This is a genomic window from Nocardioides psychrotolerans (genome assembly GCF_943371775.1).
Classification (GTDB): Bacteria; Actinomycetota; Actinomycetes; order Propionibacteriales; family Nocardioidaceae; genus Nocardioides; species Nocardioides psychrotolerans_A.
Window position 1 is genome coordinate 59,851 of the sequence record NZ_CALRWD010000007.1, and the last position, 25,441, is coordinate 85,291.

Genomic DNA, 25,441 nt, shown 5'->3' on the forward strand with positions numbered 1-25,441 from the left:
GTCAACGCCGTACGACGACGGGTCGGTGCGGGCATACGACTGACTCGTGCCCGATGTCATCTACGTCCTCCTGACCCTGGCGTTCTTCGCCCTCGCCGCCCTCCTCGTCGGCCTGCTCGACCGCCTGCTCGACCGGCGGGGCGAGCGATGAGCGAGGTGCTGCCCGCGATCGGGCAGGTCCTCGTCCTCGTCGCCGCCCTCGCGCTGGCCGTCCCGTTCCTGGGGCGCTACCTGGCGCACCTCTACACCTCGCCCCGCCACCTCCGGGTGGAGCAGGTGCTCTACCGGGGCCTGCGCGTCGACCCCGACGCCGACCAGCACTGGCGCACCTACACGCTCTCGGTGCTGGGCTTCTCGCTGGTCAGCATCCTGGCGCTCTTCGGCCTCGGCCGGCTCCAGCAGCACCTGCCGCTGTCGCTGGGCTTCCCGGCCCTGCCGGCCGACGGTGCGTGGAACACCGCGGTGAGCTTCGTGACCAACACCAACTGGCAGTGGTACTCCGGCGAGGTCACCATCGGCCACCTCATGCAGATGTCCGGCCTGACGGTGCAGAACTTCGTCTCCGCCGCGGTCGGCATGGCGGCGGCTGCCGCCTTCGCCCGTGGGCTGGCCTCGACGAAGCGCGACGGTCGGGTCGGCAACTTCTGGGCCGACCTGGTCCGCGGCGTGCTGCGCGTCCTCCTGCCCGGCGCCTTCGTCTCCGCCCTCCTGCTGATCGCGCTCGGCGCGATCCAGAACCTCGCGGGCACCTCGCCCGTCACCACCCTGTCCGGGGGCACCCAGCAGATGACCGGCGGGCCCGTGGCCAGCCAGGAGGCGATCAAGGTGCTCGGCACCAACGGCGGCGGCTTCTACAACGTCAACTCCGCCCACCCCTTCGAGAACCCCACCGCGCTCTCCAACCTGCTCGAGATCTTCCTGCTGCTGGTGATCCCGTTCGCGATGGCGTGGGCCTTCGGCCTGATCGTGCGCGACAGGCGTCAGGGCATCGCGGTCCTCAGCGTCATGGCCCTGCTGCTCACCGTCTCCGTCGGCCTGCTCACCTGGGCCGAGATGGCCGGCCCGGGCCTGGCCCCGGCCGCCGCCGGCGGTGCCCTGGAGGGCAAGGAGGTCCGCTTCGGACCCGCCGCCTCGGCCCTCTTCGGCGCCGCCACGACCGGGACGTCGACCGGTGCCGTCAACTCGATGCACGACTCCTTCACCGGCCCCGGCGGCGGTGTCGCGATGTTCAACATGATGCTCGGCGAGATCGCCCCCGGCGGCACCGGCTCGGGCCTCTACGGCATGTTGATGCTGGCGATCGTCACCGTGTTCCTCTGCGGGCTGATGGTCGGGCGCACGCCGGAGTACCTCGGCAAGAAGATCGGGCAGCACGAGATCGTGCTGGTCGCGCTCTACGTGCTCGCCACCCCGATCCTGGTCCTCGGCGGCGCCGCTATCGCGCTCACCGCCAGCGACGGGCTGGCCGGGCTCCAGGAGTCCGGGCCGCACGGCCTCTCCGAGGCGGTGTACGCCGTCACCTCGGCCGCCAACAACAACGGGTCCGGCTTCGGCGGCCTGACCTCCGGCACGCCCTTCTGGAACACCCTGCTCGGCCTCCTGATGCTCGCCGGACGCTTCCTGCCGATGATCTTCGTGCTGGCCCTCGCCGGCCGCTTCGCGACGCAGCAGCACCTGCCGCCCAGCGCCGGCACCCTGCCCACCCACCGGCCGCTCTTCGTGGCCCTCCTCTCCGGCGTCGCCCTGGTCGTGGTCGGTCTGACCTACGTGCCCGTGCTCGCCCTCGGCCCGATCGTGGAGTCCCTGTGAGTCTCGACAAGCTCGACCACCGGAGGACGTCGATCCTCGAAGCCCTGCCCGGGGCCCTGCGCAAGCTGGATCCCCGTGCCCTGCTGACCACGCCGGTCCTGCTGGTCGTCGAGGTGGGCGCGGCCGCCACGACCGTGATGGCGATCCTCGACCCCACCACCCTCGCCGTCCTCGTCACGGTCTGGCTGTGGCTCACCGTGCTCTTCGGCACCCTGGCCGAGTCGGTGGCCGAGGGCCGCGGCAAGGCCCAGGCCGCGAGCCTGCGCGCTCTCCAGCAGGAGTCGCTGGCCCGACGGCTGCGCCCGGACGGCAGCGAGGAGGAGATCCCCAGCACCCAGCTGCGCTCCGGCGACCTCGTCGTCGTCGTGGCGGGTGAGCGGATCCCTGGCGACGGTGACGTCGTCGAGGGGGTCGCCTCGGTCGACGAGTCGGCCGTGACCGGTGAGTCCGCGCCTGTGATCCGCGAGTCCGGCGGTGACCGTTGCGCCGTCACGGGCGGCACCGTGGTGCTCTCCGACCGCATCGTCGTGCGCATCACCTCCGAGCCCGGCCACTCCTTCGTGGACCGGATGATCGCCCTGGTCGAGGGCTCCGAGCGGCAGCGCACGCCCAACGAGATCGCCCTCAACGTGCTGCTGACGGCGCTGACCGTGGTCTTCGTGGTGGTCTGCGCGACGCTCTACCCGATCGCCGACTACAGCGACGCCCACCAGTCGCTGATCGTCCTCACCGCACTCCTGGTCTGCCTGATCCCGACGACGATCGGCGCGCTCCTCTCCGCCATCGGCATCGCCGGCATGGACCGGCTCGTGCGCCGCAACGTGCTCGCGATGTCGGGCCGCGCGGTCGAGGCGGCCGGCGACGTCGACGTGCTGCTGCTCGACAAGACCGGCACCATCACCTACGGCAACCGCCAGGCGACCGAGCTGCTCGCCCTGCCCGGGGTGGACGCAGACGAGCTGGCCGAGGCGGCCCTGCTGTCCTCGCTGGCCGACGAGACGCCCGAGGGGCGCAGCATCGCGACGCTGGTGGGTCTCGACAAGCTCGACCAACGACCCGAGGGCGGGGTCGACCGACGACCCGAGGGCGGGACGCTCGTGGAGTTCTCCGCCACGACCCGGATGAGCGGGCTCGACCTGCCGGACCGGACGATCCGCAAGGGCGCCGGCTCGGCGGTCGCGGCCTGGGTGGCCGGGACCGGCGGGGAGACCTCCTCCGAGCTCGACGCGCTCGTCCAGGGCGTCAGCGAGTCGGGAGGCACGCCCCTCGTGGTTGCGGAGCAGCGCGGCGCCGCACCGGCCCGGCTGCTGGGCGTCATCCACCTCAAGGACGTCGTCAAGGAGGGCATGCGCGAGCGCTTCGACGAGCTGCGGGCGATGGGCATCCGGACGGTGATGATCACCGGTGACAACCGGGTCACCGCCGCAGCCATCGCCGCCGAGGCCGGCGTCGACGACTTCCTCGCCGAGGCGACGCCCGAGGACAAGATGGCGCTGATCCGCCAGGAGCAGGAGGGCGGTCGCCTGGTCGCCATGTGCGGCGACGGCACCAACGACGCGCCCGCGCTGGCCCAGGCCGACGTCGGTGTCGCGATGAACACGGGGACGACCGCGGCCAAGGAGGCCGGCAACATGGTCGACCTCGACTCCGACCCCACCAAGCTGATCGAGATCGTCGAGATCGGCAAGCAGCTGCTCATCACCCGCGGCGCGCTCACGACGTTCTCCGTCGCCAACGACGTGGCGAAGTACTTCGCCATCCTGCCGGCGATGTTCGTCGTCGCCTTCCCGCAGCTCGACGTGCTCAACGTGATGCAGCTGAGCAGCCCCGAGTCGGCGATCGTCTCGGCGGTCGTCTTCAACGCGTTGGTCATCGTCGCGCTGATCCCGCTCGCGCTGCGCGGCGTCTCCTACCAGCCGTCGTCCGCGACGGACCTGCTGCGCCGCAACCTGCTGATCTACGGGCTCGGCGGCCTGGTCGCCCCGTTCGTCGGCATCAAGCTGCTCGACCTCGTCGTCTCGCTGGTGCCGGGGCTGTGATGGCCCCCGTCAGTCGAGCAGTGAGGAGCGCCAGCGACGAACGCCCGTCGAGACCACGGCGTACGACGCCGTCCCCGGCGCCGACTGCCGGCTCACCGGGTCTCGACGACCGCTCGCTGCGCTCGCTGCTCGACCAACGAAGGGACGGTCTCGACAACCGCTCGCTGCTCGACCACCGAAGGCCGGGTCTCGACGACCGCTCGCTGCGCTCGCTGCTCGACCAGCGAGGGCACGGTCTCGACCAGCGACGACACTCCACGGAAGGAACATCATGAAGGACCTCTACACGCTCTTCCGCACGAGCCTGGCCGGCCTGCGGGTGCTGCTGCTCATGACGGTGGTGCTGGGCCTGGCCTACCCGCTGGTCGTCACCGGCATCGCCCAGGTGGCACTGCCGTGGCGGGCCGACGGCTCGCTGATCACGGCGACCGGGGCACACACGACCGACCGGGGGGAGGCCGTCGGGTCGGCGCTCATCGGCCAGGTCTCCACGGACGACGGACTGTTCCTCAACCGCCCGTCGGCCGCCGGTGACGGCTACGACATGCTCGCCACCTACGGCACCAACCTCGGCCCGCTCAACCCCGACCTGGTCGCCTCCATCGAGGAGCGCAAGGCGGAGGTCGCCGAGCGCGAGGGCGTCCCCGGGGCCGACGTGCCGCCCGACGCCGTGACCTCCTCGGGCTCCGGGCTCGACCCGCACATCTCGCCGGCGTACGCCGAGATCCAGGTCGCGCGCGTCGCTGCGGCCCAGGACCTGAGCGAGGAGACCGTGCGTGCCCTGGTCGAGGAGCACACCGACGGGCGCACCCTGGGCGTGCTCGGCGAGCCCCACGTCGACGTGCTCGGCCTCAACATCGCCGTGCTGGCGGCGGCCGGGGACTCCTGAGTGGGACGATCGAGCCATGGTGGATGAGCCCCGACGCGGGCGGCTGACGGTCTACCTCGGCGCGGCGCCCGGCGTCGGCAAGACCTACGCCATGCTCGGGGAGGCCCGGCGCCGGGTGGACCGCGGCACCGACGTGGTCGTGGGCTACGTCGAGACGCACGGCCGCCGGCACACCGAGGACCAGGTGGCGGGCCTCGAGGTCGTCCCGCGCAAGGTCGTCCACCACCGCGGGTCGGACTTCACCGAGATGGACACCGAGGCGATCATCGCGCGCAACCCGGCCGTCGTGCTGGTCGACGAGATGGCGCACACCAACGTGCCCGGCAGCGCGCACGAGAAGCGGGTGCAGGACATCGAGCAGATCCGGGCCGCCGGCATCTCGGTGATCACCACCGTCAACATCCAGCACCTGGAGTCGCTCAACGACGAGGTCGAGCGCATCACCGGCGTCCGGCAGCGCGAGACCGTGCCCGACGTCGCGGTGCGCACCGCCGACTCCATCCAGCTCGTCGACATGCCACCCGAGGCGCTGCGCCGGCGGATGGCGCACGGCAACATCTACAGGGCCGACAACATCGACGCCTCGCTGACGTCGTACTTCCGGGTCGGCAACCTCACCGCCCTGCGGGAGCTGGCCCTGCTCTGGCTCGCCGACCGGGTCGACGACGCCCTCGACGACTACCGCAAGGCGCACCGGATCCAGGAGAGCTGGCCGGCGAAAGAGCGCATCGTCGTCGCCGTGACCGGCGGGGCCGAGAGCGAGACCCTGCTGCGTCGCGGCGCCCGGCTGGCGCAGCGGGCCGCCGGCGCCGACCTGCTCGCCGTCCACGTGATCGCCACCGACGGGCTGCGCACGTCGGCCGACACCCGGATCGCCCGCTCGCAGGAGCTGGTCGCGTCCCTCGACGGCACCTTCCACTCGGTCGTGGGCGAGGACGTATCGGCGGCCGTGGTCGACTTCGCTTCCGGCGCCAACGCCACCATGATCATCGTCGGCGTCTCCCGCCACGGGCGTCTGCGCCGCCTCTTCACCGGCTCGACCGGTGACCGGATCGCGTCGCTGGCCGGGTCGATCGACGTCCACCTGGTCACCCACGACCAGGTCTCGCGGGCCGCGCGCGGCCGGTCCGCGTTCTCCCCGTTGTCCCGGGCACGACAACTCGTGGGCTGGCTCCTGGCCGTCACGCTGCCCCTCCTCCTCACCCTGGTGCTGGACCGGATCGACGACACCGACCAGCTCGCCGTGGCGGAGCTGCTGCTGCTGGCGGCCACCGTGGTCGTGGCACTGGTCGGCGGCCTGCTGCCGGCGCTCATGGCGGCCGTGGTCAGCTTCATGACGCTCAACTACAACTACGCACCACCGGTGGGCCGGCTGACCGTGGCGCAGACCAAGGACGTGGTCGCGCTGACCGTCTACGTCGCGGTCGCGGTCGGAGTCGCCAGCGTGGTCGACCGGGCCTCCCGGCGCGCGGCCGAGGCCACCCGGGCCCGCACCGAGGCGGCCACCATGAGCGCGCTCTCCCGATCCGTGCTGACCGGCCAGGACACGGCCGAGGCGATCGTGACCCGGGTGCGCGAGACCTTCGGCCAGGAGTCGGTGTCGCTGCTGCGGCGCGGCCCCGCCGGCTGGGGCGTCGTGGCCGCCAGCGGACCGGACCACGCCTGCGCGCCCGACCAGGGTGACAACCGGGTGCGCGTCGACGACGACCACGTCATCTGCCTGCGCGGCGAGACGCTGCGTGCCACCGACCAGCGGGTGCTGGAGGCCTTCGCGCTGCAGACCAGCCTGGTCCTCGAGTATCGCCGGCTCCGCGAGCGCGACGACCGCGCCGCGGCGCTGGAGAGCGCCGAGGCGACCAGCACCGCCCTGCTGCGGGCGGTCTCGCACGACCTGCGCACCCCCCTGGCCATCATGCGCACGGCGGTCGACGGCCTCGTCTCGGGAGACCTCGGCGCCGGGGACCGGCAGACGCTCGTGGGGGCGGTCGACGACGCGACCGACCAGCTCGAGCGGCTCATCGACAACCTGCTCGACCTGTCGCGGGTGCAGAGCGGGCTGCTGCACCCCGTGCTGCGGGCCCGCTCGCTCGACGAGGTCCTGCCGCTCGCCCTCTCAGGCCACCCGCCGGGCGCGGTGGTGCTCGACGTCGCCGAGACCGTCCCGCTGGTCAGCACCGACGCCGGGCTGCTCGAGCGGGTCGTGGCCAACCTGGTCGGCAACGCCGTGCGGGTCTCGCGCGGGACCCCGGTGCGGGTGCTGGCCCACGTCCTGCCGGACACGGTCGAGGTGATGGTGGTCGACCGCGGCCCGGGAGTCCCGCCGGCCCTGCGCGAGCGGATGTTCGAGCCGTTCCAGCGCCTCGACGACGGCTCCCCCGGCGGCCTGGGCCTCGGCCTGGCGGTCGCGCGCGGCCTCACCGAGGCCGTGGGTGGCACGCTGAGTGCCGAGGACACCCCCGGCGGTGGCCTCACCATGGTGCTCTCGGTACCGCGGGCGCTCGAGGAGGGCGCGTGACGCACAAGGTCCTGGTCGTCGACGACGAGCCGGCGCTCGCGCGCGCGCTCGCCATCAACCTGCGCGCGCACGGCTGGGAGGTCGTCACGGCCGCCGACGGGCGCAGCGCCCTGGACGCCGCGGCGACCACGCACCCCGACGTCGTGGTGCTGGACCTGGGGCTGCCCGACATGGACGGCACCGAGGTGATCGCCGGCCTGCGCGGCTGGAGCCCCGTGCCGATCGTGGTGCTGTCGGCGCGCCAGCACGGTGAGGACAAGATCGAGGCGCTCGACCTGGGCGCCGACGACTACATCACCAAGCCCTTCGCGATGAACGAGCTGATGGCCCGGCTGCGCGCGGCGGTCCGTCGCGGCGAGGCGGCCACTCCCGCGGTCTCGGCCGTCGAGGTGGGAGACCTGGTCATCGACCTGGCGCGCAAGCGCGTCACGCGCGAGGGGACCGACGTACGCCTGACGCCCACGGAGTGGGCCTTCCTCGAGCTGCTGGCGCGCAACGTCGGACGGCTGGTCACGCGCGAGCAGGTGCTGCGGGAGGTGTGGGGTCCGGGCTACGAGCACGAGAGCCACTACCTGCGGGTTTACGCCGCCCAGCTGCGTCGCAAGCTGGAGACCGACCCGGCCCGGCCACGGCACCTGCTGACCACCAGCGGACTGGGCTACACGCTCGAGCCCTGACCGTCACACCGGCGAGTCATCCTTTCGGACAAATCCTGGGCCGCGTCGGGCCATGTAAGCATGTCTCCTTGCCTCTGGTGGGTGGCCCCCTGCGGGTGTCAGGCTCCCTCTCTCGACGAAAGGTCCTGCCCGTGATCGGCGCACGCCGCGACTCCTCGCCCTCGCGCTCCGCGAGCGCTCCCGGGCGACGGCGACCCCTCACGGCGGCCGAGTGGGAGCAGACCAACCGCCTCGGGCTGCTCCTGGTCCATGCCCTCATCGGCCTGATCGCCGGGCTCCTGATCCTTTTCAACGGGACGGCTGCGGCCTTCGACCAGTACGGCGACGGGGCGCGGCTGCTGACCGGCGGCCTGGCCTTCGTCGGCGGAGCCGTCCTCGCGGCGGGCCTGGCGCTGCGCTCGACCTCGATCGTGACCGAGATGGCAGGTCTAGCCATCCTCGCGCTGTGGGCGCTGGCGATGGCCGGCGGCTTCGCGCTGGCCTCCCTGGAGTCCGGGCCGCTGATCATCGAGTGGCCCTGGCACGCCTTCGCCCAGATGCCGACGGAGCGGCTCTACCCCATCGCGCTCTACATCGGGCTCTTCCTGATGACCTCGCTGCACTTGTGGACCGCCTCCAAGCTGCGGGCACTGGGTCTGGCTGCCCGCCACCGCGGTGCGGCGACGGGCGGGCAGCGGGCCCCGGAGCTGCACCCGGGTCCGGCGCGTCAGCAGCGGTCGAGCGGGGTCGACGCCGGGTCGCTGGCGTCGATCGCGAAGCACCCCTCGCGCAGGGGCTGGAGCGTGCTGGGCGCCCCCATCGAGACCGTGCCGCCCAAGGCCCAGCGGTAGACGGTCTGCTCGTCCGCGCCGACCTCCTGCGCGACCCGCGTCCAGAGCACGCCGTCCGGGCCGATCCACGTGCGATAGGTCCGCGCGGACGCGCCCACGAAGCCGTTGCCGAAGGGCACCTCGCCCTCGGTCAGGGTGGCGGTCAGCCGATCACCGCGCACCGTCACCAGCGACATCGTGGTGTTGTCGCCACCCTCCTGGCGGACCAGGAAACCGGCGCCACCGCCGGGGAAGATCGCCGGTGCCGTGGTCACGGCCGGCTCCCACCCGGCGCCCACCGGCCAGCGCGCGGTCCTGCCGCCCGGGAAGGTCACCACGAGCTCGGCGTCCCCCTCCTCGACCGTGCCGGTGCCGTCGCGCGCGGTGCCTTCCAGGGCGACCGTCACCACGCGGCCGTCGATCTCGCTCTCGAACGAGCCGCCGAGGCCGACGAGGCCCTCCTCCTCGGGGAAGAGCTCCGGGACGCCCGTGCCGGAGGCCCCTCCGGAGTCGGCGCAGTCGGCCAGCGGCGGCAGGAACCCGCTGTCGGTGACCGTGACGACGTCGATGCACCGGCGAGCGGGCGCGCTCGGGACCAGGCGCCCCTCGCTGATCGACCAGGACGTGACCGAGACCGGGTAGACCACCGGGGTCTCCAGGGGCTCGGGGCCGGTGAAGGAGTCGTCGGAGAGGTAGGAGAAGAGGGCGCCCTGGTCGACCCACACCCGTGACTCGAAGCCACGGCCGGTGCCCTGCTCCTCCACGACGCCGTTGAGCAGCCGCGGAGTCTCGGGAGCGGTCGGCTCGACGAGCCGGTCGTCGAGAAGGTCGAGCACAGCGAAGTCCAGCCCGTCGCGGTAGACCGTGAGCTCGAGGCCGGGGTCCTCGTCGAGCTGGACGACGTCGCCGATGTTGGCGCTCACCTCCCCGCTGTCGATGACGGCCCACACCAGGTCGCCGGTCGAGGACAGCTCCGCCTCGACGCGCAGGCGCGGTCCGATGAGCGGCTCGCCGGGCTCGAGGCGCACCCTCACGTCGTCGGGGATGCCGTCGCCGTCCACGTCCGCGCGGGTCGCACCGTCGGGCGCGGGCCAGTCGCCGCCGACGTCGACCAGGGGCGGCAGCTCGGTCGGGACCACGCTGCTGGGCGGCGGCGCCGGCGACCGCTCGGTCCCGCCGTCACCACCGCTGACCAGGAACGGCGCGGCGATGACGGCGGCGCAGGCGGCGGCCGCGGCGACGTACGTCGCGGGGTGGCGCAGCCAGGTGACGCTCGCGGGCGGGCCCGGCACCTGGGCCGGGCGGAGGTCCTCGGGCTGCACCAGGTCGGCGCGGGCCTCGAGGGCGGCGGACAGTCGGTCCTCGATGGTGCTCATCGCTGACCCTCCTTGCTGAGGATGATCTCGAGGGCGTCGAGAGCGCGGCTGGCGGTGGACTTCACGGAGCCCTGGGAGATGCCGAGCGCCTGGGCGATCTCGGCCTCGGAGAGGTGGGACCAGTAGCGGAGCACCACGACCTCGCGCTGGCGCGGGGCCAGGTGCTCGAGGGCCTCATAGACCTCCCGGTGCTCCTCGGCGAGGACCGCGTGGCTCTCCGGCCCGTCGGGTGGCGCCTCGTGTGGCGGGACGTAGGCCCGCGCCGTGCGCCGGCGACGCAGGGCCGAGCGGGAGCCGTTGACGACCGAGATGCGCAGGTAGGCCAGCGCCGCCCCCCGGTCGTCGAGGGTCCCGCGGCGGGCCGCCATCGCGGCGAAGGCGTCCTGCACGACGTCCTCGGCCGAGGCCAGGTCGTCGACGAGCAGCATCGCCAGCCGCACCATGGAGAGCCGGTGGGCGGCGTAGAGCTCGCTCAGCTCACCTGCTCCGAAGGTGTGGGTCTGGCTCCGGGGTGCGCCCGAGCGCAGTCTGGCCATGGGCCCGCCTCTCACCGTCACGTCTGTGGTCATGCTTGTTGAGACGTCGGTGGGGCCGGGAGGTTGTCTCCCTCCCGGTCCGTCCTGGCCGGTCCTAGGCCTTCGCGTTGGCGATCGCCTCGTCCTCCTCGGGCGAGAGCGGCTGCTCGCAGCGCCACCCGGCGATGTTCTTGGCATAGCTGCGGGCGTCGGAGCGACCGTGGATCGAGCTCAGCACGACACCGTCACCGCTGTCGTCGAGGAGCGCGAGCGACCAGGACAGGTGGCCGCCCATGTCGCCGAAGGCGTCGTAGCGGACCACCGCGACGTGCCGCAGCGACCCGCGGGCCTCCGCGCGCAACGCCGCGACCTCCTGGCGCAGGCCGTGGACGTCCTCCGGGAGCGCCTCGGCGCCCATGGCCCGGCGGCGGGCGTCGGTGGTGCGCAGGGTGAGGACGGACAGGGCGATCGCGACGAGCGCGACCACGAGGCTGAGAACGGCGAGGAGGACCACGGCTCCGACCCTAAACTCACTCGGGTGACTTCCCCTCGACGCATCGCCTACCAGGGCGAGCCCGGCGCCAACTCCCACCTGGTGTGCCGCCAGCACTACCCCGACTGGGAGGCGCTGGCCTGCGCGTCGTTCGAGGACGTCTTCGCCGCGGTCGAGGGCAGCCCCGGAGTCGAACCCAGCGCCGACCTGGCGATGATCCCGATCGACAACTCGATCGCCGGACGGGTCGCCGACATCCACCACTTCCTGCCCGACTCGGGGCTGCACATCATCGCCGAGCACTTCCTGCGGATCCGCTTCCACCTGCTCGGGGTGCCCGGGGCCCGCCTCGAGGACGTCACGACGGTCCACAGCCACGTCCACGCGCTCGGCCAGTGCCGCAAGATCATCCGCGAGCACGGCCTGGTGCCGCTGATCTCCGGCGACACCGCCGGCGCCGCCCGCGAGGTCGCCGAGGCCGCCGACCCGACCCAGGCCGCGATCTCGCCGCCGCTGGCCGCGGAGATCTACGGCCTGGACGTGCTCGCCGAGGACATCGAGGACGAGGACCACAACACGACCCGCTTCGTGGTGCTGTCGCGTGACTACGTGGAGGCTCCGGTCGGTGCCGGGCCGGTCGTCACATCGTTCATCTTCAACGTGCGCAACCTGCCCGCCGCGCTCTACAAGGCGCTGGGGGGCTTCGCGACCAACGGGGTCAACATGACCAAGCTGGAGAGCTACATGGTCGGCGGGCACTTCTCCGCCACCCAGTTCCTCGCCGAGGTCGACGGCCACCCGTCCGAGCCGGGTCTGGCGCGGGCGCTCGAGGAGCTCACCTTCTTCACGACCGACGTCAAGGTCCTCGGCGTCTATCCCGCGGACTCCTTCCGGGCATGACGGGCTCGACAGGCATGAGCGGCTCGCGGGCCGCCGTGCGCCGGTTGGTCGAGACCGGCGCCTTCCAGTGGACGATCATCGCGGTCATCCTGGTCAACTCCGCCGTGATCGGGCTCGAGGTGTCGCCGCGCTGGATGGCGTCGTACGGCGACGCGACGACGACCGTCGGCTGGGTCACGGTGGGCGTCTTCGTCGTGGAGATCTCGCTGCGGCTCTACGCCTACGGCTGGTCGTTCTTCCGCGGGCCGTGGAACGTCTTCGACTTCCTCGTCGTGCTGATCTCGCTGGTGCCCGGCGGCGGGTCCTACGCGGTCTTCCGGGTGCTGCGCGTGCTCCGGGTGCTGCGGCTGCTCTCGACCGTGCGCTCGATGCGGCTGGTCGTCGGCGCGCTGGTGAGCACCGTGCCCGGCATGGCCTCGATCGGCGCGCTGCTCGCGATGCTGCTCTACATCGGGGCCGTGATGGCCACCCAGCTCTTCGGCGACGTCGACCCCGAGCACTTCGGCTCGCTGGGCACCTCGTTGCTCTCGATGTTCCAGATCACGACGGGTGACGACTGGGCCAACGTCGTGCGCCCGGCGACCGACGCCTATCCGTGGGCCTGGGCGTTCTTCATCCTCTTCATCGTCATGGCGACCTACATCGTGCTCAACCTCTTCATCGCCGTCGCCGTCGAGGCGCTCGACCGGGAGACGACCGAGTCGCGCGAGGAGATGGTCGACGAGCTGGTCGACGAGCTGGGCGGGGAGATCGACGAGTCGTCGGCGGCGATCCTGACCGCGCTGGAGGACCTCAAGGCGCAGGTCGCCGCGCTCGAGGCCCGGCTGCCTCCTCCCCCGGTCAGCTGAGCGGCAGTCCCCGCAGCAACCGGCGTACGTCGGGCGAGAGCACCCACGACGGTGCGTCGGCGAAGTCGGTGGCCAGCCCCACCGGTGCGGGGTAGGCGAAGCACCGACCGGTCAGCACGACGACGTCGCCCCACGCCGTGCGCCCGGAGATCGTCGTGTAGCCCAGGCGCTGGCCCCGCACCCGGTCGCACTCGGGACGACGTCGCGGGCGCAGGTCGTGGCTGAGCCGCTCGACCTGGCGCGGCGTCAGCACGGCGCGCCCCTGCGCCGTGCAGAACACCGCGGTCGCGAGCCCCGGCGCGTCGTCGGCGAGGGAGAGCGGCGAGACCGGCGGACGGTCGAGGAGGTCGCACGACGGCACGCGGACGTCGCCCGGCGGCGTGCGGTCGGCGCGCTGCTCGCGCAGCTGCTCGTCGAAGGCGGCGAACAGCTCCTCACCCCCGGCACCGGCCTGGTCCGGCGCGACGAAGGTGTGGTGGCACCCGAAGTGCTGGAGGCTGACCGCCCGCGCCCGGCCGTCGTCGTAGAGGAACCAGTAGACCGAGGTCGGACCCAGGTCGAAGGTGCAGGGCTGGGTCCCGATGTCGACCGGCTCGAGGGCGTTGACGATCTCGACCAGGTCGTCGACGCCGGTCTCGAGCAGGTCGGCCGGCGGGTCGAAGAGCTGGTCGCCCGTGCCCTCGGGTCCCGCCCCGTTGCACAGCCGCACCGCCACCGGGCCGGCCGGCAGCTCGCCGCCGCCGGGATAGGGCAGCGGGGCATCGAGGTCCGGGCACTGCTCGGCGATGGCCGGCGGGGTCGCCGCCGACGTCTCGTAGGGCGTCCACGACGGGACCCGGTCACCGGAGCAACCGCCGAGCACGAGGCCGAGGAGCGCGGCTGCCGTCGCAGCGACGAGAGCGGTCCGAGAGGTGAGCACGGCCTGAGTGTGCGGTCCGCCCGCGCCGTTGCCGACGCCTGCCAGGCAACCGTTACGGACCTGATGCGGGCGACCGTCCGTCGTACCCCTCGACGGAGGGGTGGCGGGCTCCCCCGACAATGAGCCGCATGGACCTCGCTGCCGTCGCGCTCACCTTCGGGGCGATCTTCCTCGTGGAGCTGCCCGACAAGACCTTCCTGGCGACGCTGGTGCTGGCGACGAAGTACCGCCCGATCCTGGTCTGGATCGGCGTCGGGCTGGCGTTCACCGTGCAGACCGGCGTCGCGGTGGCGCTGGGTCACGCCGCGTCGCTGCTGCCGGCTGACGTGGTCAAGATCGCCGCGATCGTGCTGTTCCTCGTCGGTGCGGTGGTGCTCTTCCGTGAGGGGCGCAGCCACCAGGAGGCGGCGAGCGGCGACGAGTTCGCCGAGAAGGCTGCGGCGGTGACCGGGTGGCGTGCGGTGCTGGCGTCGTTCCTGGTGCTCTTCGCCGCCGAGTGGGGCGACCTGTCGCAGCTGCTGACGCTGTCGCTGGTCGCGAAGTACGAGGCCCCGCTGAGCGTCTTCGTCGGCGCGCTCGCCGCACTGCTCACCGTCAGCGCGCTCGCCGTGGTCGTCGGGCGCAGCCTGCTGCGCTTCATCTCGATCCACGTCCTGCACTTCCTCGGCGCGGGCGTGTGCCTGCTGCTCGCCACGCTCACCGTCTACGAGCTGGTGTCCTGACCTCGGCTGCGACCGCTGCGTGCCCCTAGGCTGAGCACCATGACTGCGACCCACGGCTCGGACAGCGAGGTCGGCCGGCTGCGGACGGTGATGCTGCACCGCCCCGGCAACGAGCTGAAGCGACTGACTCCGCGCAACAACGACAAGCTGCTCTTCGACGGCATCCCGTGGGTGGCCCGGGCGCAGGAGGAGCACGACGCCTTCGCCGAGGCGCTGCGCGCCCGCGACGTCGAGGTGCTCTACCTGACCGACCTGCTCACCGACACGCTCGGCACGGCCGAGGCGCGCGACAGCGCGATCGCGACGGCGCTGGCCGATCTCGACCTCGGCGACACGATGCGCCACTACCTGGGCGGCTTCCTGCACGACGCGTCGCCGGAGGAGCTGACCGGCTACCTGACGGCCGGGATCCGCAACGACGAGGTGCGCGGCGGCTTCGGCCTGGTCACGTCGCTGATGGCACGCGACGACTTCCTCATCGACCCGCTGCCCAACCTGCTCTTCACCCGCGACTCCTCGGTGTGGGTGCACGACCGGGTCGCGATCACGTCGCTGGCGATGCCCGCGCGCAAGCGCGAGACCCAGCTGACCGAGATCATCTACAGCCTGCACCCGCGCTTCGCCGGCACCCCGCGCATCCACGGCCACCACTTCGAGCACGTCGAGGGCGGCGACGTGCTGCTGCTGGCCCCGCGCGTCATCGCCGTGGGCGTCGGGGAGCGCACGACGCCCGCCGGCGTCGAGCGCCTCGCCCGCCAGGTCTTCGAGGCCCAGCTGGCCGACACCGTGCTCGCCGTACCCATCGCGCAGGAGCGCGCCACGATGCACCTCGACACCGTCTGCACGATGGTCGACGTCGACAAGATCGTGATGTACCCCAACATCGCCGACTCCCTCATGGCCTACGCCGTGACGGCCGACGGTGCCGCCGACGACGGCACGCTGATCCTCCAGGTCGCGGCCGCCGAGCCGTTCCTCGTCGCAGCGGCCAAGGCGATGGGCATCGAGCAGCTGCACCAGATCGACACCGGCCTCGACCCGGTCACCGCCGAGCGCGAGCAGTGGGACGACGGCAACAACACCCTGGCGCTGGCGCCGCGGGTGGCGGTCGCCTACGAGCGCAACGACGAGACCAACGAGCGGCTCGAGGACGCCGGGATCGAGGTCGTGCGGATCGCCGGCTCCGAGCTCGGCTCCGGCCGCGGCGGCCCGCGCTGCATGAGCTGCCCGATCGCCCGGGACCCGCTGACCGTCTGAGCCAGGTTGCCAGGCCCGGAAAGTACGGGACGTTTTCGACCTCTGAAGCGTTTCAGAGTGTCGAGAACGTCCCGTACTTTCCCGGCTGGGCGCCGGCCTACAGCCCGAGCTTCTCCGTCAGCGCCTCGGTGAGCAGGGCGACCAACGCCTCGAGCTGGATGTCGGCGGAGTCGGAGACCTCCTCGTCGGAGCCGTCGAGGGCGCGGGCGGCGAGTCCGGCCTTGGAGTCGATGAGCTCGGCGATCTTGGTGTCGATGGTCTGCGAGGCGATGATCCGCCACGCGGTGACGGGGTCGCCCTGACCGATGCGGTGCACGCGGTCGATCGCCTGGGTCTGCTCGGCGTCGGTCCAGGAGAGCTCGGCGAGGACGACGTTGGACGCGACCTGGAGGTTGAGGCCCACGCCGGCAGCGGAGAGCGAGCAGACGACGACCTGGACCTCGGGGTCGTTGACGAACGAGTCGATCGCCTTGGTGCGGGCAGCGGTCGACTGGTTGCCGCGGATCGAGGTGTAGCCGATCCCCCGGCGCGCGAAGGTCTCCTCGGCGACGTCCATGACGTCGACGTGCTTGGCGAAGAAGACCACCTTGCCCACGTTGCGCGCGAGCTGCGCGGCATAGTCGGCGGCGAGACCGGCCTTGGCCTGCCCGATGCGGCGCATCATGGCGAAGACGTTCTCCTCCGCCTTGGCGGTGGTGGTGTCGTCGCGCTCCCAGCCGGCGACGCGGCGTACGAGCTCGTGGTCGATGCCCTCGACCGTGATGCCGGAGGTGCGCGTCTCGAGCGCGCGCTCGTAGCGGTGCACCAGGCGGCGGGCGAGCTCGCGCTCGGCGTCGCGGATCGAGCGTCCGGCGGCGTCGTCGAGCTCCACCGGGAGGTCGGCGATGCGGCGGGCGGGGATGTCGGAGGCGACGTCGACCTTGCGGCGACGCACGATGCCCATGTCGATCACGGCGGCACGGGCGGCGGGGTAGAAGCCCGGGTCGACCGGCGTCATGCCGGTGTCCTCCAGTCCTTCCATCAGCTGCGCCAGCGGCTTCTTGTCGTCGATCCAGCCCAGGAACTGCCAGATCGCGCGGAAGTCCTCGATGTCGTTGATCAGCGGGGTGCCGGTCAGCGCCATCAGCAGGGGTCGCGGGGTGCGGGCACGGATCCGCTCCGAGAGCTGGAGCACGTGCTGGGAGCGCTGGGAGGACTTGTTCTTGATGAAGTGGGCCTCGTCGACGACCATGCCCTTGAAACCGAGGTTGCCCAGCCAGCCGACGTGGCGGTCGAGCACCTCGTAGTTGACGACCACGATGTCGGCGAAGCCGTCGACGGTCTCGCCGTCACCGTGGATCACGGTCGCCGGACGGTGCGGGGTCCAGAGGTGGGCCTCGCGGGCCCAGTTGGTCTTGACGACGTTGGGGACGACGACCAGCAGCGGGTAGGCGTCGGCGGCCTGGGCCGCGAGCAGTGCCTGCGCGGTCTTGCCGAGTCCCGGCTCGTCGGCGAGCAGGAAGGTGCGGTGCCCCGCCTCGGCGGCGGCGACGACCTGCGCCTGGTGGTGCATCAGCTGGAGCTGACCCGGGGCCTGGACGGCGCCCGTCTCGGGCAGGTCCATGCACGCCTTGGCGCCGCCGGAGGCCCGCTCGAAGGAGGTCAGCAGCGGGTTGATCAGCTCCCAGCTGGCCAGCCGTCGGGGGCCGGCGGGGCGCGGCGGGGCCGCGGAGAAGTCGGGGACGAGGAAGGGGTTGGCCAGCTGGCGGGCGACGACCGACTGCGGCACGACCCGGCGCTCGGTGGCGGCGCTCGCGAGGACGGGCTCCGGCTCGGGCTCGGGCTCCGGCTCGGGCTCCATGCCGGCCTTGGCGATCAGCTCACGACGCAGGTCGCGCGCGGCGTCGGAGACCTCGGCGTCCTCGGCGAGCAGGACCAGCAGCGAGGTGTCGCGTGCCGCGGTCTTGGCGAGGATCGTGGCGATGCCGTCGAGCCGCTTGAGCTGCTCGGCCCGCTGGGCCTCCGTGACGGTCGTGTCGGCCTTGAGCCGGAAGCGCTCCTCACGCACGAGCAGCGCGACGACCTGGAACTTGGTGCGCCCCTCCCGGGGCACGGGGCCGCGCTGGGCGCGGGTCTCGACCTCGCGCACGGCGCGGGCGAGGACCGGGATGACGCCCTCGTTGTCGAGGTCGCGGGCCCGGCGCTGGTTGCGCGGGTTGGTGCGGGTCGCGCCGGACTGGCGCTGGCCTCGTCGGGCCAAAGCTCCTCCTGATGAGCGTCTGCCGCGCGCGCCGCGGCAGGACCTGGGTGTCGTACGTCGTCCCGCTTCGGGACCTCGGACGACGCCGGAGGCGTGGACGTGCCACTCCCCGACGTGATCCCACCGATACACGCGCTATCGATCGCGGTGGACCTCGTCGGTCCGCCCCCGGTGTGGGACCTGCGTCCCCTGCTGGGGAACGCATCATCGACCCCCGCCATCCGAGTCGTCGCTCGACGACTCCGCGCTGCGGTCGGTCGGTGCTGGCCACCATGCTAGCGCTCCCCGCGGGGATCACCGGATCGGGACCCGTCAGGCCACCTGCCGGCCGGGACGCAGGTCACCTGCGCGTTTGCTGGACAGTGCCGGGTGGAGCAGGGAGGATCCGTGCGGGAGCACCACTTCGAAAGGCTCGGCATGGCTTCGTTCTTCGACTCGTTCACACCGCAGGAAGTCGCGCGCATCAGCGCCCAGGGCAGGCACGTCACGCTGCCCGAGGGCTGGTCGCCGATCTGGGAGCGCACCCCCGCCGACAAGGCCTACATCCTCATCGACGGCACCGTGTCGGTGCGCAAGGGAGGCGCGGAGATCGCCCAGCTCGGCCCGGGTGAGTTCATGGGCGAGCAGGCCATCCTCGGCCACTCGCTGCGCACCGCCTCCATCGTGGCCCTGACGCCTCTCGAGGTCATCCACTTCACCTCCGAGACGGTCCGCGAGCTCTGCGACCAGATGCCCAAGTTCAAGACGGCCCTCGAGGCCGTCGCCGAGTCGCGCCTGGGATGAGCACCTGACACCGCCTGAGGACCCTGACAGCACCGCTGGCCGGGAGCCGCCCGACCCGGAGCTCCTGGCCGGCGCTCTGGAGGTCGTCGAGACCTACCTGCTGGGCGAGACCCCGAGCCTGACCCGGCTCCAGGTCGCCGAGCAGGCCGGCGTCGCCCCCGAGGTCGCGGCCGAGCTGTGGCGACTCATGGGCTTCCCGACCCAGACCGACGACGCCGTCGCGTTCACCCCGCTCGACGTCCAGGCCCTGCGCCACACCCGGGACCTCATCGACCTCGGCATCCTCGGCCCCGACCGGCAGGCGGCGCTGGTGCGCACGTGGGGCCGCAGCTATGCGCGGCTGGCCGAGTGGCAGACCACCCTGCTCACCAGCCGGGCGCTCGAGAGCGACGCCGACCCCGCCGAGACCCTCGCCCAGCTGACGGAGGAGGTGCTGCCGCGCGTCGACGCCCTCCAGTCCTACGTGTGGCGTCGGCACCTGGCCAGCGCCGGCTCCCGGATGCTGGCCGTCGAGGCGCCGGGCTCGCCCGTCGTACGCCAGGCCGTGGTCTTCGTCGACATCGTCGGCTACACCTCGCGCAGCAAGTCGCTCTCGGAGGCGGAGCTGGTCGACTGGCTCGAGCACTTCGAGAGCGAGACCCTCGGGCTGGTCCTCGACCGGGGCGGTCGGATCATCAAGAACATCGGCGACGAGGTGCTCGTGGTGGCCGACGACGTCGACGCCGCCGCCGAGATCGCCCTGACCATGACCGCGCGCGGCAGCGACGAGGCCGACCGCTTCCCCGAGGTGCGCGCCGGTATCGCCTACGGGCCGGTCGTCACCCGTCTCGGCGACGTCTTCGGCCCGACGGTCAACATCGCCTCCCGACTCACCTCACTGGCCCGGCCGGGCACGGTCGTCGTCGACCAGGGCGCCTACGAGCGGCTCTCCGGACGGGTCCACGACGAGGACGCGGACGGCGAGGCGGACAGCGACGCCGGCGGGTCGCCGTACGCGTTCCGGCGGATGCGGCGCGTGTCGGTCAAGGGCTACTCGCGCCTGCGGGCCTGGGCGCTGCGCCGACCCAGGTCCCGCCCGGGGCAGGACGGCTGACGCTGGAAGGTCCGGCCGCTGCAGACGGGGGATTCAGCAACGGCCGGACCAGTGGTTCACGCTACGTGGGGGCCGAGGGCGTCACCTAACCGGCGTGGTTGTGATCCCGGATACCCCTGCGGGCATCGGTCAGCGGATGGTCACCTGACGGTTGGCCAGGCCCGAGCGGGCCGCACGCTGCTCGGTGGTGAGGTCGGAGGTGTCGGCGAGCGCCTGGTCGAGCGCGGCCTTGAACGTCGCGGCCGGCTCCTCGAGGGCGGCGGCGCCGGTGCCGACGGGCAGGTCCCAGACGGGGGCCAGCAGGCCGTGCGCGCGGAACATGCCGACCAGGCGTGCGCCCTCGGCGATGACGTCGGCGCCCGAGACGTGCAGACGGGCCAGCGCGTCGAGGAGCTGGTCCTCGGGCTCGGGCATGACCCAGCGCAGGTGCTCCTTGGTGCCGACGTTGGTCCAGTAGGCCGCCTCGACCGAGCTGAGCCGGGCGGTCGGCGTGGCCGACTGGTTGGCCTGCTCGAGGGCGCTCTCCATGCCGCTGGTGTCCTCGACGTCGGCGACCCAGTAGTCGAAGCCGTCGTGCACGGTCACCTCGAGGGTCGCGTCGCTGACCAGGTCCTGGAGCCGGGGGCCCTCGCCGGGCGCGGAGGTGAGGCCGACGATGCCGGGCTCGGCGTCGATCGCCTCGAGCAGCACCGCCGCGAGGTCGCGCGACGGGTCGCCGTAGTTGTGCTGGACCTGGAGGCCGAGCCAGACCTCGCCGCTCTCCCGGGACATGGCCGGGGCCGCCATCGGCAGCAGGGTGGCGAGCCGGACCTGGCGGTCACCGGCCTTGTCGACGGTCAGGGTCGCGGTGGCGGCCGGCACCAGCTCGCGCATCGCGACGATGTCGCACTCCGACGGCAGTCCCTCGAAGGGGCGGCCGACGAACACGTCGGCAGCGCCACCCTTGGCGCCGTGGCACGCCTTGTAACGCTTGCCCGAGCCGCACGGGCAGGGCTGACGGGGGGCGACCTCTCCAGCGGGGGCGGAGTCGCGGGTCTTGGTGCGGGAGCTCTTGGCCATGGGCCAGAACCTACTGGGCCGATGGGCCCCCGGGCACATCAGCGCTGGTCGAGCAGCTCCAGCATGTAGGCCGGGCGGTCACTGATGACCGCCTTGACGCCGAGCTCGATGCACAGGTCGAGGTCTGCCTGCGTGTTGACCGTCCACACGTGCACGTCGTGCCCGCTGCGCAGCACGCGCTGGGCGAAGCGGGGGTGCTCCCGCAGCAGCTCGATGCCCGGCCCCACGACCCAGTCGCGACCGATCACGCGCCGCAGCATCGACCACGTCGGCAGGTGCTCGACCAGCTGCACGAGCTGCACGTCGGGCGCCAGACGCTCGACCCGTTGGAGCGCGGTGAACGAGAAGCTCATCACCCGCACCGGCGAGCCGGGCTTGTCCCAGCCGAAGTCGCGCAGCATCTCCACGAGCCGCTTCTCCACCAGCCCGCCGTAGCGGGTCGGGTGCTTGGTCTCGATCGCCACCTCGACCCGACGGTCGTAGTCGGCGACGGTCTCGAGCAGCTTGCGCAGGGTGAGGACCCGGTCGAGCTCCTCGTCGCGGTCGGGCGCCTCGTCGTCCAGGTCCGTCCACGGGTTCTTCCAGGCGGCGAAGTCGAGCTCGGAGAGCTCCGCGAGATCGAGGGTGGAGACGACACCGCGCCGGCTCGCCGTACGACGGAGGTCACGGTCGTGCACGCAGACCAGGTGCCCGTCGGCGGTCAGGCGCACGTCGCACTCGAGACCCTCGGCGCCGGCATCGAGCGCGGCGAGGTAGGCCCCGAGGGTGTGCTCGGCGTTCTCGTGGCTCGCGCCCCGGTGAGCGACGACCTGCGGCCTCATGGCGCCATTGTGTCGCGGATCGAGATCCGCCACGCCGAGGCCCACCCGCCGAGTCGGCGCAATGTTGCTGGGATCGGGTTGGTCGAGTCGTGTGCCGGAGGCTGCGTCAGGGCGCGGTCGGGGACCCACGACTCGGCAGCATGGTCGGTCGACGCGCGTCGACTGCCCGGTCGTGTGCCTCACACGGTGCTGCAGCGGGGTCTGCGGCACACGACTGGACGCCCTGCAGCGCCCTGCACATACGCCCGGCAACATCACGCCGACTCGGCGCACGCCCGGCAACATCACGCCGACTCGGCGTACGCCCGGCAACATCACGCCGACTCGGCGCGCAGGTCAGGCGTTCTCGCGCAGGTAGCGGCCGAAGTGCGGCACGGTGAAGGCGATCCGGCCGCGCTCCCCGGAGTAGATGAGCCCCTTCTTGAGCAGCGAGTCCCTCGCGGGCGAGAGCGACTGCGGCTTCTTGCCGAGCTGGGCGGCGACATCGGAGGTGGCGACCGAGCCGACCACGTCGACCCCCTCGCCCGCCGGGTCGGCCTCGGCGACGGCGACCGCGGCGTCCGCCATCGCGCGCAGGTAGTCGCGCTCCCCCGGGGTCGCGCGCTCGTAGCGACTGCCGAAGAACCCGACCGCCAGCTCACGCTCGGCCTCGGGCGCGGCGACCGCGACGTCCTCGGCCGTGATCGGCGAGCGGGGGGCGAGGTCCCACACGGCCTTGCCGTAGGCCTGGATGAAGTAGGGGTAGCCGCCGGTCGCGGCGTACATCGCCGTCAACGCGGTCTCGGCGAACGCCGCGTCCTCGTCGTCGGCGGGCGCGGTCAGCGCACGGTCGGCCTCGGCGCGCGAGAGCCGGTCGATGCGCTGGTAGGAGAAGAGCCGCTCGGAGTAGGACTTGCTCGCGCTCAGCACCGCGGGGAGGTGCGGCAGCCCGGCGCCGACCACGATGACCGGCAGGCCCGACTGGCTGATCTCGTGGCAGGCCGCGCAGAGCGCCGAGACGTCGTCGGGGCCGAGGTCCTGCATCTCGTCGATGAAGACCGCCACGCCCTTGCCCACGTCGGCCGCGAGCCCGCCGACGTCGGTGAGCAGCTCGACGAGGTCGATCTCGATGTCGCCGGAGTCGGCGCGCCCGCGCGCAGCAGGTACGTCGATCCCGGGGCTCCACTGCTCGCGCAGCTTGGCGGTGGGTCCGGCCTCGCGCTGGGCGAAGGCGCGCAGCACGCCGAGCACGTGGTCGGCCTGCTCCTGCTCGGGGTGGGCGAGCTCGCGGACCGCCTGGTGCAGCGCGCTGCTCAGCGGCCGGCGCAGCCGCTGGTCGGGCCGCGCCTCCAGCTTGCCGGTGCCCCAGCCCTTGCGGACCGCCTGCGAGCGCAGGGCGTTGAGGAGGACGGTCTTGCCGACCCCGCGCAGCCCGGTGAGCACCAGCGACCGCTCGGGGCGGCCCTTGGCGACCCGCTCGAGCACCACGTCGAAGGCGCCGACCTGCTCGTCACGACCGGCGAGCTCGGGCGGTCGCTGGCCGGCGCCGGGCGCGTAGGGGTTGCGGATCGGGTCCATGCGAGGACGCTATCCGGCTCTCTAGCGAGATCCTTAGATTGCCCGATCGAGGGCTACTCGGCGCGTCGCGCCTCAGCCGACCCTCGGACGGACGGCCGTGTCCTCGAGCGGATCGGGGCGGTAGACCGACGCGAAGGACTGGTCGAGCCCCTTGCGCAGCAGGTCGATCAGGTCGGGGACCTCGTCGACGGCGAGCCGGAAGGAGCCGGTGCAGAGGTTGTCGCGCCACAGCGAGAGCACGACGACCGCCGCCTCCTGGTGCCACGAGATGCGCAGGGCACGGTCCTGACCACGGGCGTCGAGGAAGATCGACCCCGTCTCGGGCAGCGGGCGTGCGGCGGGCATGCCCCATCATGCGCCGCGATCCCCCGGGCTGTCACCGGTTCGCCCGGAGCCGTTCTCGACCTAGGATTGCCGACGTGCCCGAGCTGCCCGAGGTGGAAGCCCTGGCCCTGGACCTCCGGGGCCGGCTCCACGGACGTGCGATCACGAAGATCCACCTCGCCGCCTTCAGCGCCCTGAAGACCTACGACCCGCCGCTCTCCGCACTCGAGGGCACCCTGGTCGACGGCGTCACGCGCCATGGCAAGTTCCTCGACATCGAGGCCTCCGGGCTCCACCTCTGCCTCCACCTGGCCCGCGCCGGCTGGGTCCGCTGGCGCGACGAGGTGCCCGCGCTCCCGCCCAAGCCGAGCAACAAGTCGCCGATGGCCGCGCGCATCGTCCTCGACGACGGCACCGGGCTCGACGTCACCGAGGCCGGCACCAAGAAGTCCTTGGCGATGTACGTCGTCCGCGACCCCGCCGACGTGCCCGGGATCGCCCGCCTCGGGCCCGATCCGCTCGCCGACGAGTTCACCATCGACGTGCTGCGCGGCATCCTCCAGGCCGAGGGACGCAAGCAGCTGAAGGGGGTCCTGCGCTACCAGAGCACCATCGCGGGCATCGGCAACGCCTACAGCGACGAGCTGCTGCACGCCGCGAGGATGTCGCCGTTCAAGCCCGCCAACAGCCTCGACGATGCCGAGGTGGAGACGCTCTACGCCGCGATCCGCGGGGTGCTCGGCGACGCCGTCGAGCGCTCGCGGGGCCTGGCGGCCAGCGAGCTCAAGGGCGAGAAGAAGTCCCACCTCGCTGTCCACGGCCGCACCGGCCAGCCCTGCCCGGTGTGCGGTGACGTCGTGCGCGAGGTCTCCTTCGCCGACTCCTCGCTGCAGTACTGCCCCACCTGCCAGACCGGCGGCAAGCCACTCGCCGACCGACGGATGAGCAAGCTGCTGAAATGATCTCGACCGGCTCGATCCACGAACGCGTCGCTCCCCACCCGAAGGACACCCCATGACCGGCATCCCCACCGTCTCCATCGACGGCGTCCCCCACCCCCTGCCCGAGGGACTGGCCGTGCTCGACGTGCGCGAGCCGGTCGAGTGGGCGCACGGCCACATCGAGGGCGCCGTGCACGTGCCGCTCGGCGAGCTCACCGAGCGCCTCGCCGACCTGCCCGACGCGCAGACGCTGGTCGTCTGCAAGGTCGGCGGCCGCTCGGGACAGGCCGTGGGCTACCTCGCGCAGCAGGGCTACGACGTGGTCAACCTCGACGGCGGGATGCTCGACTGGGCCGCCGCCGGCCGGCCGATGGTCAGCGAGAACGGCCAGGCGCCGCAGGTCGTCTGAGGCCGCCCGGGGACAGGACCGCCCCGCGGGACCCGAGGGTCCAGCGGGGCGGCTCAGGTCAGGTCACTCGGCGGGCAGGCTGGGAGCCTCGAGACCCCCGGGCAGGCCACCGAAGTCGCAGTTGTCGGTGACGTACTTCTGCAGGGCCTCAGCTGCGGCCTTGTCGTCCCCGGACAGCTCGTCCTCGAGCTCGGCCATCGCCTCCTCGTCCTGGAGGTCGTCCGCGTTGAGGTCCTGGATGCTCTCGATGGTCAGCTCGAAGCCGTCGCGCGCCTCGTCGGACATGTCCTCGGGGGTGCCGACCTCCGACATGTCGTCGGCCCACGACTTGAGCGACTCGAGGATCGCCTCGGCCTGCTCCTGCTCGGAGGCCTCCGGGTCGATTTCCTCGAAGGCGCCGAGGAAGCCGGTCGTGTACTTCTCGCAGAACTCGTCCTGCGAGGCGTC

The 25,441-nt window shown here is 72.3% G+C and carries 24 protein-coding genes; 14 read left to right on the forward strand and 10 right to left on the reverse strand.

Translation table 11 applies throughout. The features are described from left to right. Window positions 1–147 precede the first annotated feature (147 nt). From kdpA to AAG827_RS03840, 6 genes are read left to right on the forward strand one after another with little or no spacing between them, the layout of a single operon-like run. Window positions 148–1,809: a potassium-transporting ATPase subunit KdpA gene (kdpA, locus tag AAG827_RS03815; RefSeq protein ID WP_341924481.1), complete on the forward strand. Its 1,662-nt coding sequence runs from the start codon at window positions 148–150 to the stop codon at window positions 1,807–1,809. Continuing rightward, the gene (kdpB, locus tag AAG827_RS03820; protein ID WP_341924482.1) at window positions 1,806–3,848 is read left to right on the forward strand and encodes a potassium-transporting ATPase subunit KdpB; all 2,043 of its coding nucleotides are present in this window, start codon (window positions 1,806–1,808) and stop codon (window positions 3,846–3,848) included. Before kdpA ends, kdpB begins: the two co-directional genes overlap by 4 nt. A 20-nt stretch (window positions 3,849–3,868) precedes the next feature. Continuing rightward, the gene (locus AAG827_RS03825) at window positions 3,869–4,123 is read left to right on the forward strand and encodes a hypothetical protein (protein ID WP_341924483.1); all 255 of its coding nucleotides are present in this window, start codon (window positions 3,869–3,871) and stop codon (window positions 4,121–4,123) included. Continuing rightward, the gene (gene kdpC / locus AAG827_RS03830) at window positions 4,120–4,737 is read left to right on the forward strand and encodes a potassium-transporting ATPase subunit KdpC (protein ID WP_341924484.1); all 618 of its coding nucleotides are present in this window, start codon (window positions 4,120–4,122) and stop codon (window positions 4,735–4,737) included. The genes AAG827_RS03825 and kdpC overlap by 4 nt, the downstream gene beginning before the upstream one ends. Window positions 4,738–4,753: 16 nt before the next feature. Beyond that, window positions 4,754–7,252 carry an ATP-binding protein gene (locus AAG827_RS03835; RefSeq protein ID WP_341924485.1) on the forward strand — a complete coding sequence of 833 codons (2,499 nt, stop codon included), beginning with the start codon at window positions 4,754–4,756 and terminating at the stop codon, window positions 7,250–7,252. Continuing rightward, complete coding sequence (locus AAG827_RS03840) at window positions 7,249–7,929, forward strand: response regulator transcription factor (RefSeq protein WP_341924486.1); 681 nt, start codon at window positions 7,249–7,251, stop codon at window positions 7,927–7,929. The genes AAG827_RS03835 and AAG827_RS03840 overlap by 4 nt, the downstream gene beginning before the upstream one ends. Window positions 7,930–8,635: 706 nt before the next feature. On the opposite strand, the gene AAG827_RS03845 is transcribed toward AAG827_RS03840, so the two are convergent. From AAG827_RS03845 to AAG827_RS03855, 3 genes are all read right to left on the reverse strand, one after another. Further along, a complete protein-coding gene (locus AAG827_RS03845) occupies window positions 8,636–10,114 on the reverse strand; it encodes a hypothetical protein (protein ID WP_341924487.1) in 1,479 nt (492 codons plus the stop codon). Then, entirely contained in the window at window positions 10,111–10,650 is a 540-nt protein-coding gene (locus tag AAG827_RS03850; RefSeq protein WP_341924488.1) for a SigE family RNA polymerase sigma factor, read from the reverse strand. Before AAG827_RS03850 ends, AAG827_RS03845 begins: the two co-directional genes overlap by 4 nt. Before the next feature lie 94 nt (window positions 10,651–10,744). After that, window positions 10,745–11,143, reverse strand: coding sequence for a DUF4446 family protein (locus tag AAG827_RS03855; protein WP_341924489.1), 399 nt, complete (start codon window positions 11,141–11,143; stop codon window positions 10,745–10,747). Window positions 11,144–11,167: 24 nt separating this feature from the next. On the opposite strand from AAG827_RS03855, the gene AAG827_RS03860 reads away from it, so the two are divergent. Both AAG827_RS03860 and AAG827_RS03865 read left to right on the forward strand, forming a co-directional pair. Beyond that, the gene (locus AAG827_RS03860; RefSeq protein WP_341924490.1) at window positions 11,168–12,022 is read left to right on the forward strand and encodes a prephenate dehydratase; all 855 of its coding nucleotides are present in this window, start codon (window positions 11,168–11,170) and stop codon (window positions 12,020–12,022) included. Next, complete coding sequence (locus tag AAG827_RS03865; RefSeq protein WP_341924491.1) at window positions 12,019–12,870, forward strand: ion transporter; 852 nt, start codon at window positions 12,019–12,021, stop codon at window positions 12,868–12,870. The genes AAG827_RS03860 and AAG827_RS03865 overlap by 4 nt, the downstream gene beginning before the upstream one ends. Here AAG827_RS03865 and AAG827_RS03870 read toward each other — a convergent pair. Then, window positions 12,863–13,789, reverse strand: a complete 927-nt coding sequence (locus tag AAG827_RS03870; protein WP_341924492.1) for a hypothetical protein — start codon at window positions 13,787–13,789, stop codon at window positions 12,863–12,865. The two genes, AAG827_RS03865 and AAG827_RS03870, sit on opposite strands and share 8 nt — an antisense overlap. 128 nt (window positions 13,790–13,917) lie before the next feature. Here AAG827_RS03870 and AAG827_RS03875 point away from each other — a divergent pair, with 128 nt between their 5' ends. Together AAG827_RS03875 and AAG827_RS03880 are read left to right on the forward strand one after the other, a co-directional pair. Continuing rightward, a complete protein-coding gene (locus AAG827_RS03875) occupies window positions 13,918–14,511 on the forward strand; it encodes a TMEM165/GDT1 family protein (protein ID WP_341924493.1) in 594 nt (197 codons plus the stop codon). A gap of 39 nt (window positions 14,512–14,550) precedes the next feature. Further along, window positions 14,551–15,768 carry an arginine deiminase gene (locus tag AAG827_RS03880; protein WP_341924494.1) on the forward strand — a complete coding sequence of 406 codons (1,218 nt, stop codon included), beginning with the start codon at window positions 14,551–14,553 and terminating at the stop codon, window positions 15,766–15,768. 97 nt (window positions 15,769–15,865) lie between these two features. Here the strand turns inward: AAG827_RS03880 and AAG827_RS03885 are convergent, their stop codons facing one another. Beyond that, on the reverse strand, window positions 15,866–18,007 hold the full coding sequence (locus AAG827_RS03885) for a DEAD/DEAH box helicase (RefSeq protein ID WP_341924495.1): 2,142 nt from the start codon (window positions 18,005–18,007) through the stop codon (window positions 15,866–15,868). A gap of 417 nt (window positions 18,008–18,424) precedes the next feature. Here AAG827_RS03885 and AAG827_RS03890 point away from each other — a divergent pair, with 417 nt between their 5' ends. Beyond that, window positions 18,425–18,790: a cyclic nucleotide-binding domain-containing protein gene (locus tag AAG827_RS03890; RefSeq protein ID WP_341924496.1), complete on the forward strand. Its 366-nt coding sequence runs from the start codon at window positions 18,425–18,427 to the stop codon at window positions 18,788–18,790. Window positions 18,791–18,977: 187 nt separating this feature from the next. Further along, window positions 18,978–19,883, forward strand: a complete 906-nt coding sequence (locus tag AAG827_RS03895; protein WP_341924497.1) for an adenylate/guanylate cyclase domain-containing protein — start codon at window positions 18,978–18,980, stop codon at window positions 19,881–19,883. A 129-nt stretch (window positions 19,884–20,012) separates the two neighbouring features. On the opposite strand, the gene AAG827_RS03900 is transcribed toward AAG827_RS03895, so the two are convergent. The 4 genes from AAG827_RS03900 to AAG827_RS03915 form a co-directional block, all read right to left on the reverse strand. Then, entirely contained in the window at window positions 20,013–20,942 is a 930-nt protein-coding gene (locus AAG827_RS03900; RefSeq protein ID WP_341924499.1) for a DUF5926 family protein, read from the reverse strand. A gap of 38 nt (window positions 20,943–20,980) precedes the next feature. After that, on the reverse strand, window positions 20,981–21,763 hold the full coding sequence (locus AAG827_RS03905; RefSeq protein ID WP_341924500.1) for a glycerophosphodiester phosphodiesterase family protein: 783 nt from the start codon (window positions 21,761–21,763) through the stop codon (window positions 20,981–20,983). 336 nt (window positions 21,764–22,099) lie between these two features. Beyond that, window positions 22,100–23,320: an ATP-binding protein gene (locus AAG827_RS03910; RefSeq protein ID WP_341924501.1), complete on the reverse strand. Its 1,221-nt coding sequence runs from the start codon at window positions 23,318–23,320 to the stop codon at window positions 22,100–22,102. Window positions 23,321–23,392: 72 nt separating this feature from the next. Beyond that, the gene (locus tag AAG827_RS03915) at window positions 23,393–23,665 is read right to left on the reverse strand and encodes a hypothetical protein (protein ID WP_341924502.1); all 273 of its coding nucleotides are present in this window, start codon (window positions 23,663–23,665) and stop codon (window positions 23,393–23,395) included. A gap of 74 nt (window positions 23,666–23,739) precedes the next feature. Between AAG827_RS03915 and AAG827_RS03920 the strand changes: the two genes are divergently transcribed. Then, window positions 23,740–24,606, forward strand: a complete 867-nt coding sequence (locus AAG827_RS03920; RefSeq protein ID WP_341924503.1) for a DNA-formamidopyrimidine glycosylase family protein — start codon at window positions 23,740–23,742, stop codon at window positions 24,604–24,606. A 52-nt stretch (window positions 24,607–24,658) separates the two neighbouring features. After that, entirely contained in the window at window positions 24,659–24,994 is a 336-nt protein-coding gene (locus tag AAG827_RS03925; RefSeq protein ID WP_341924504.1) for a rhodanese-like domain-containing protein, read from the forward strand. Window positions 24,995–25,057: 63 nt separating this feature from the next. Here the strand turns inward: AAG827_RS03925 and AAG827_RS03930 are convergent. Further along, window positions 25,058–25,441, reverse strand: a 384-nt coding sequence (locus AAG827_RS03930) for a hypothetical protein (protein ID WP_341924505.1), incomplete at its 5' end; no start/stop codon positions are given.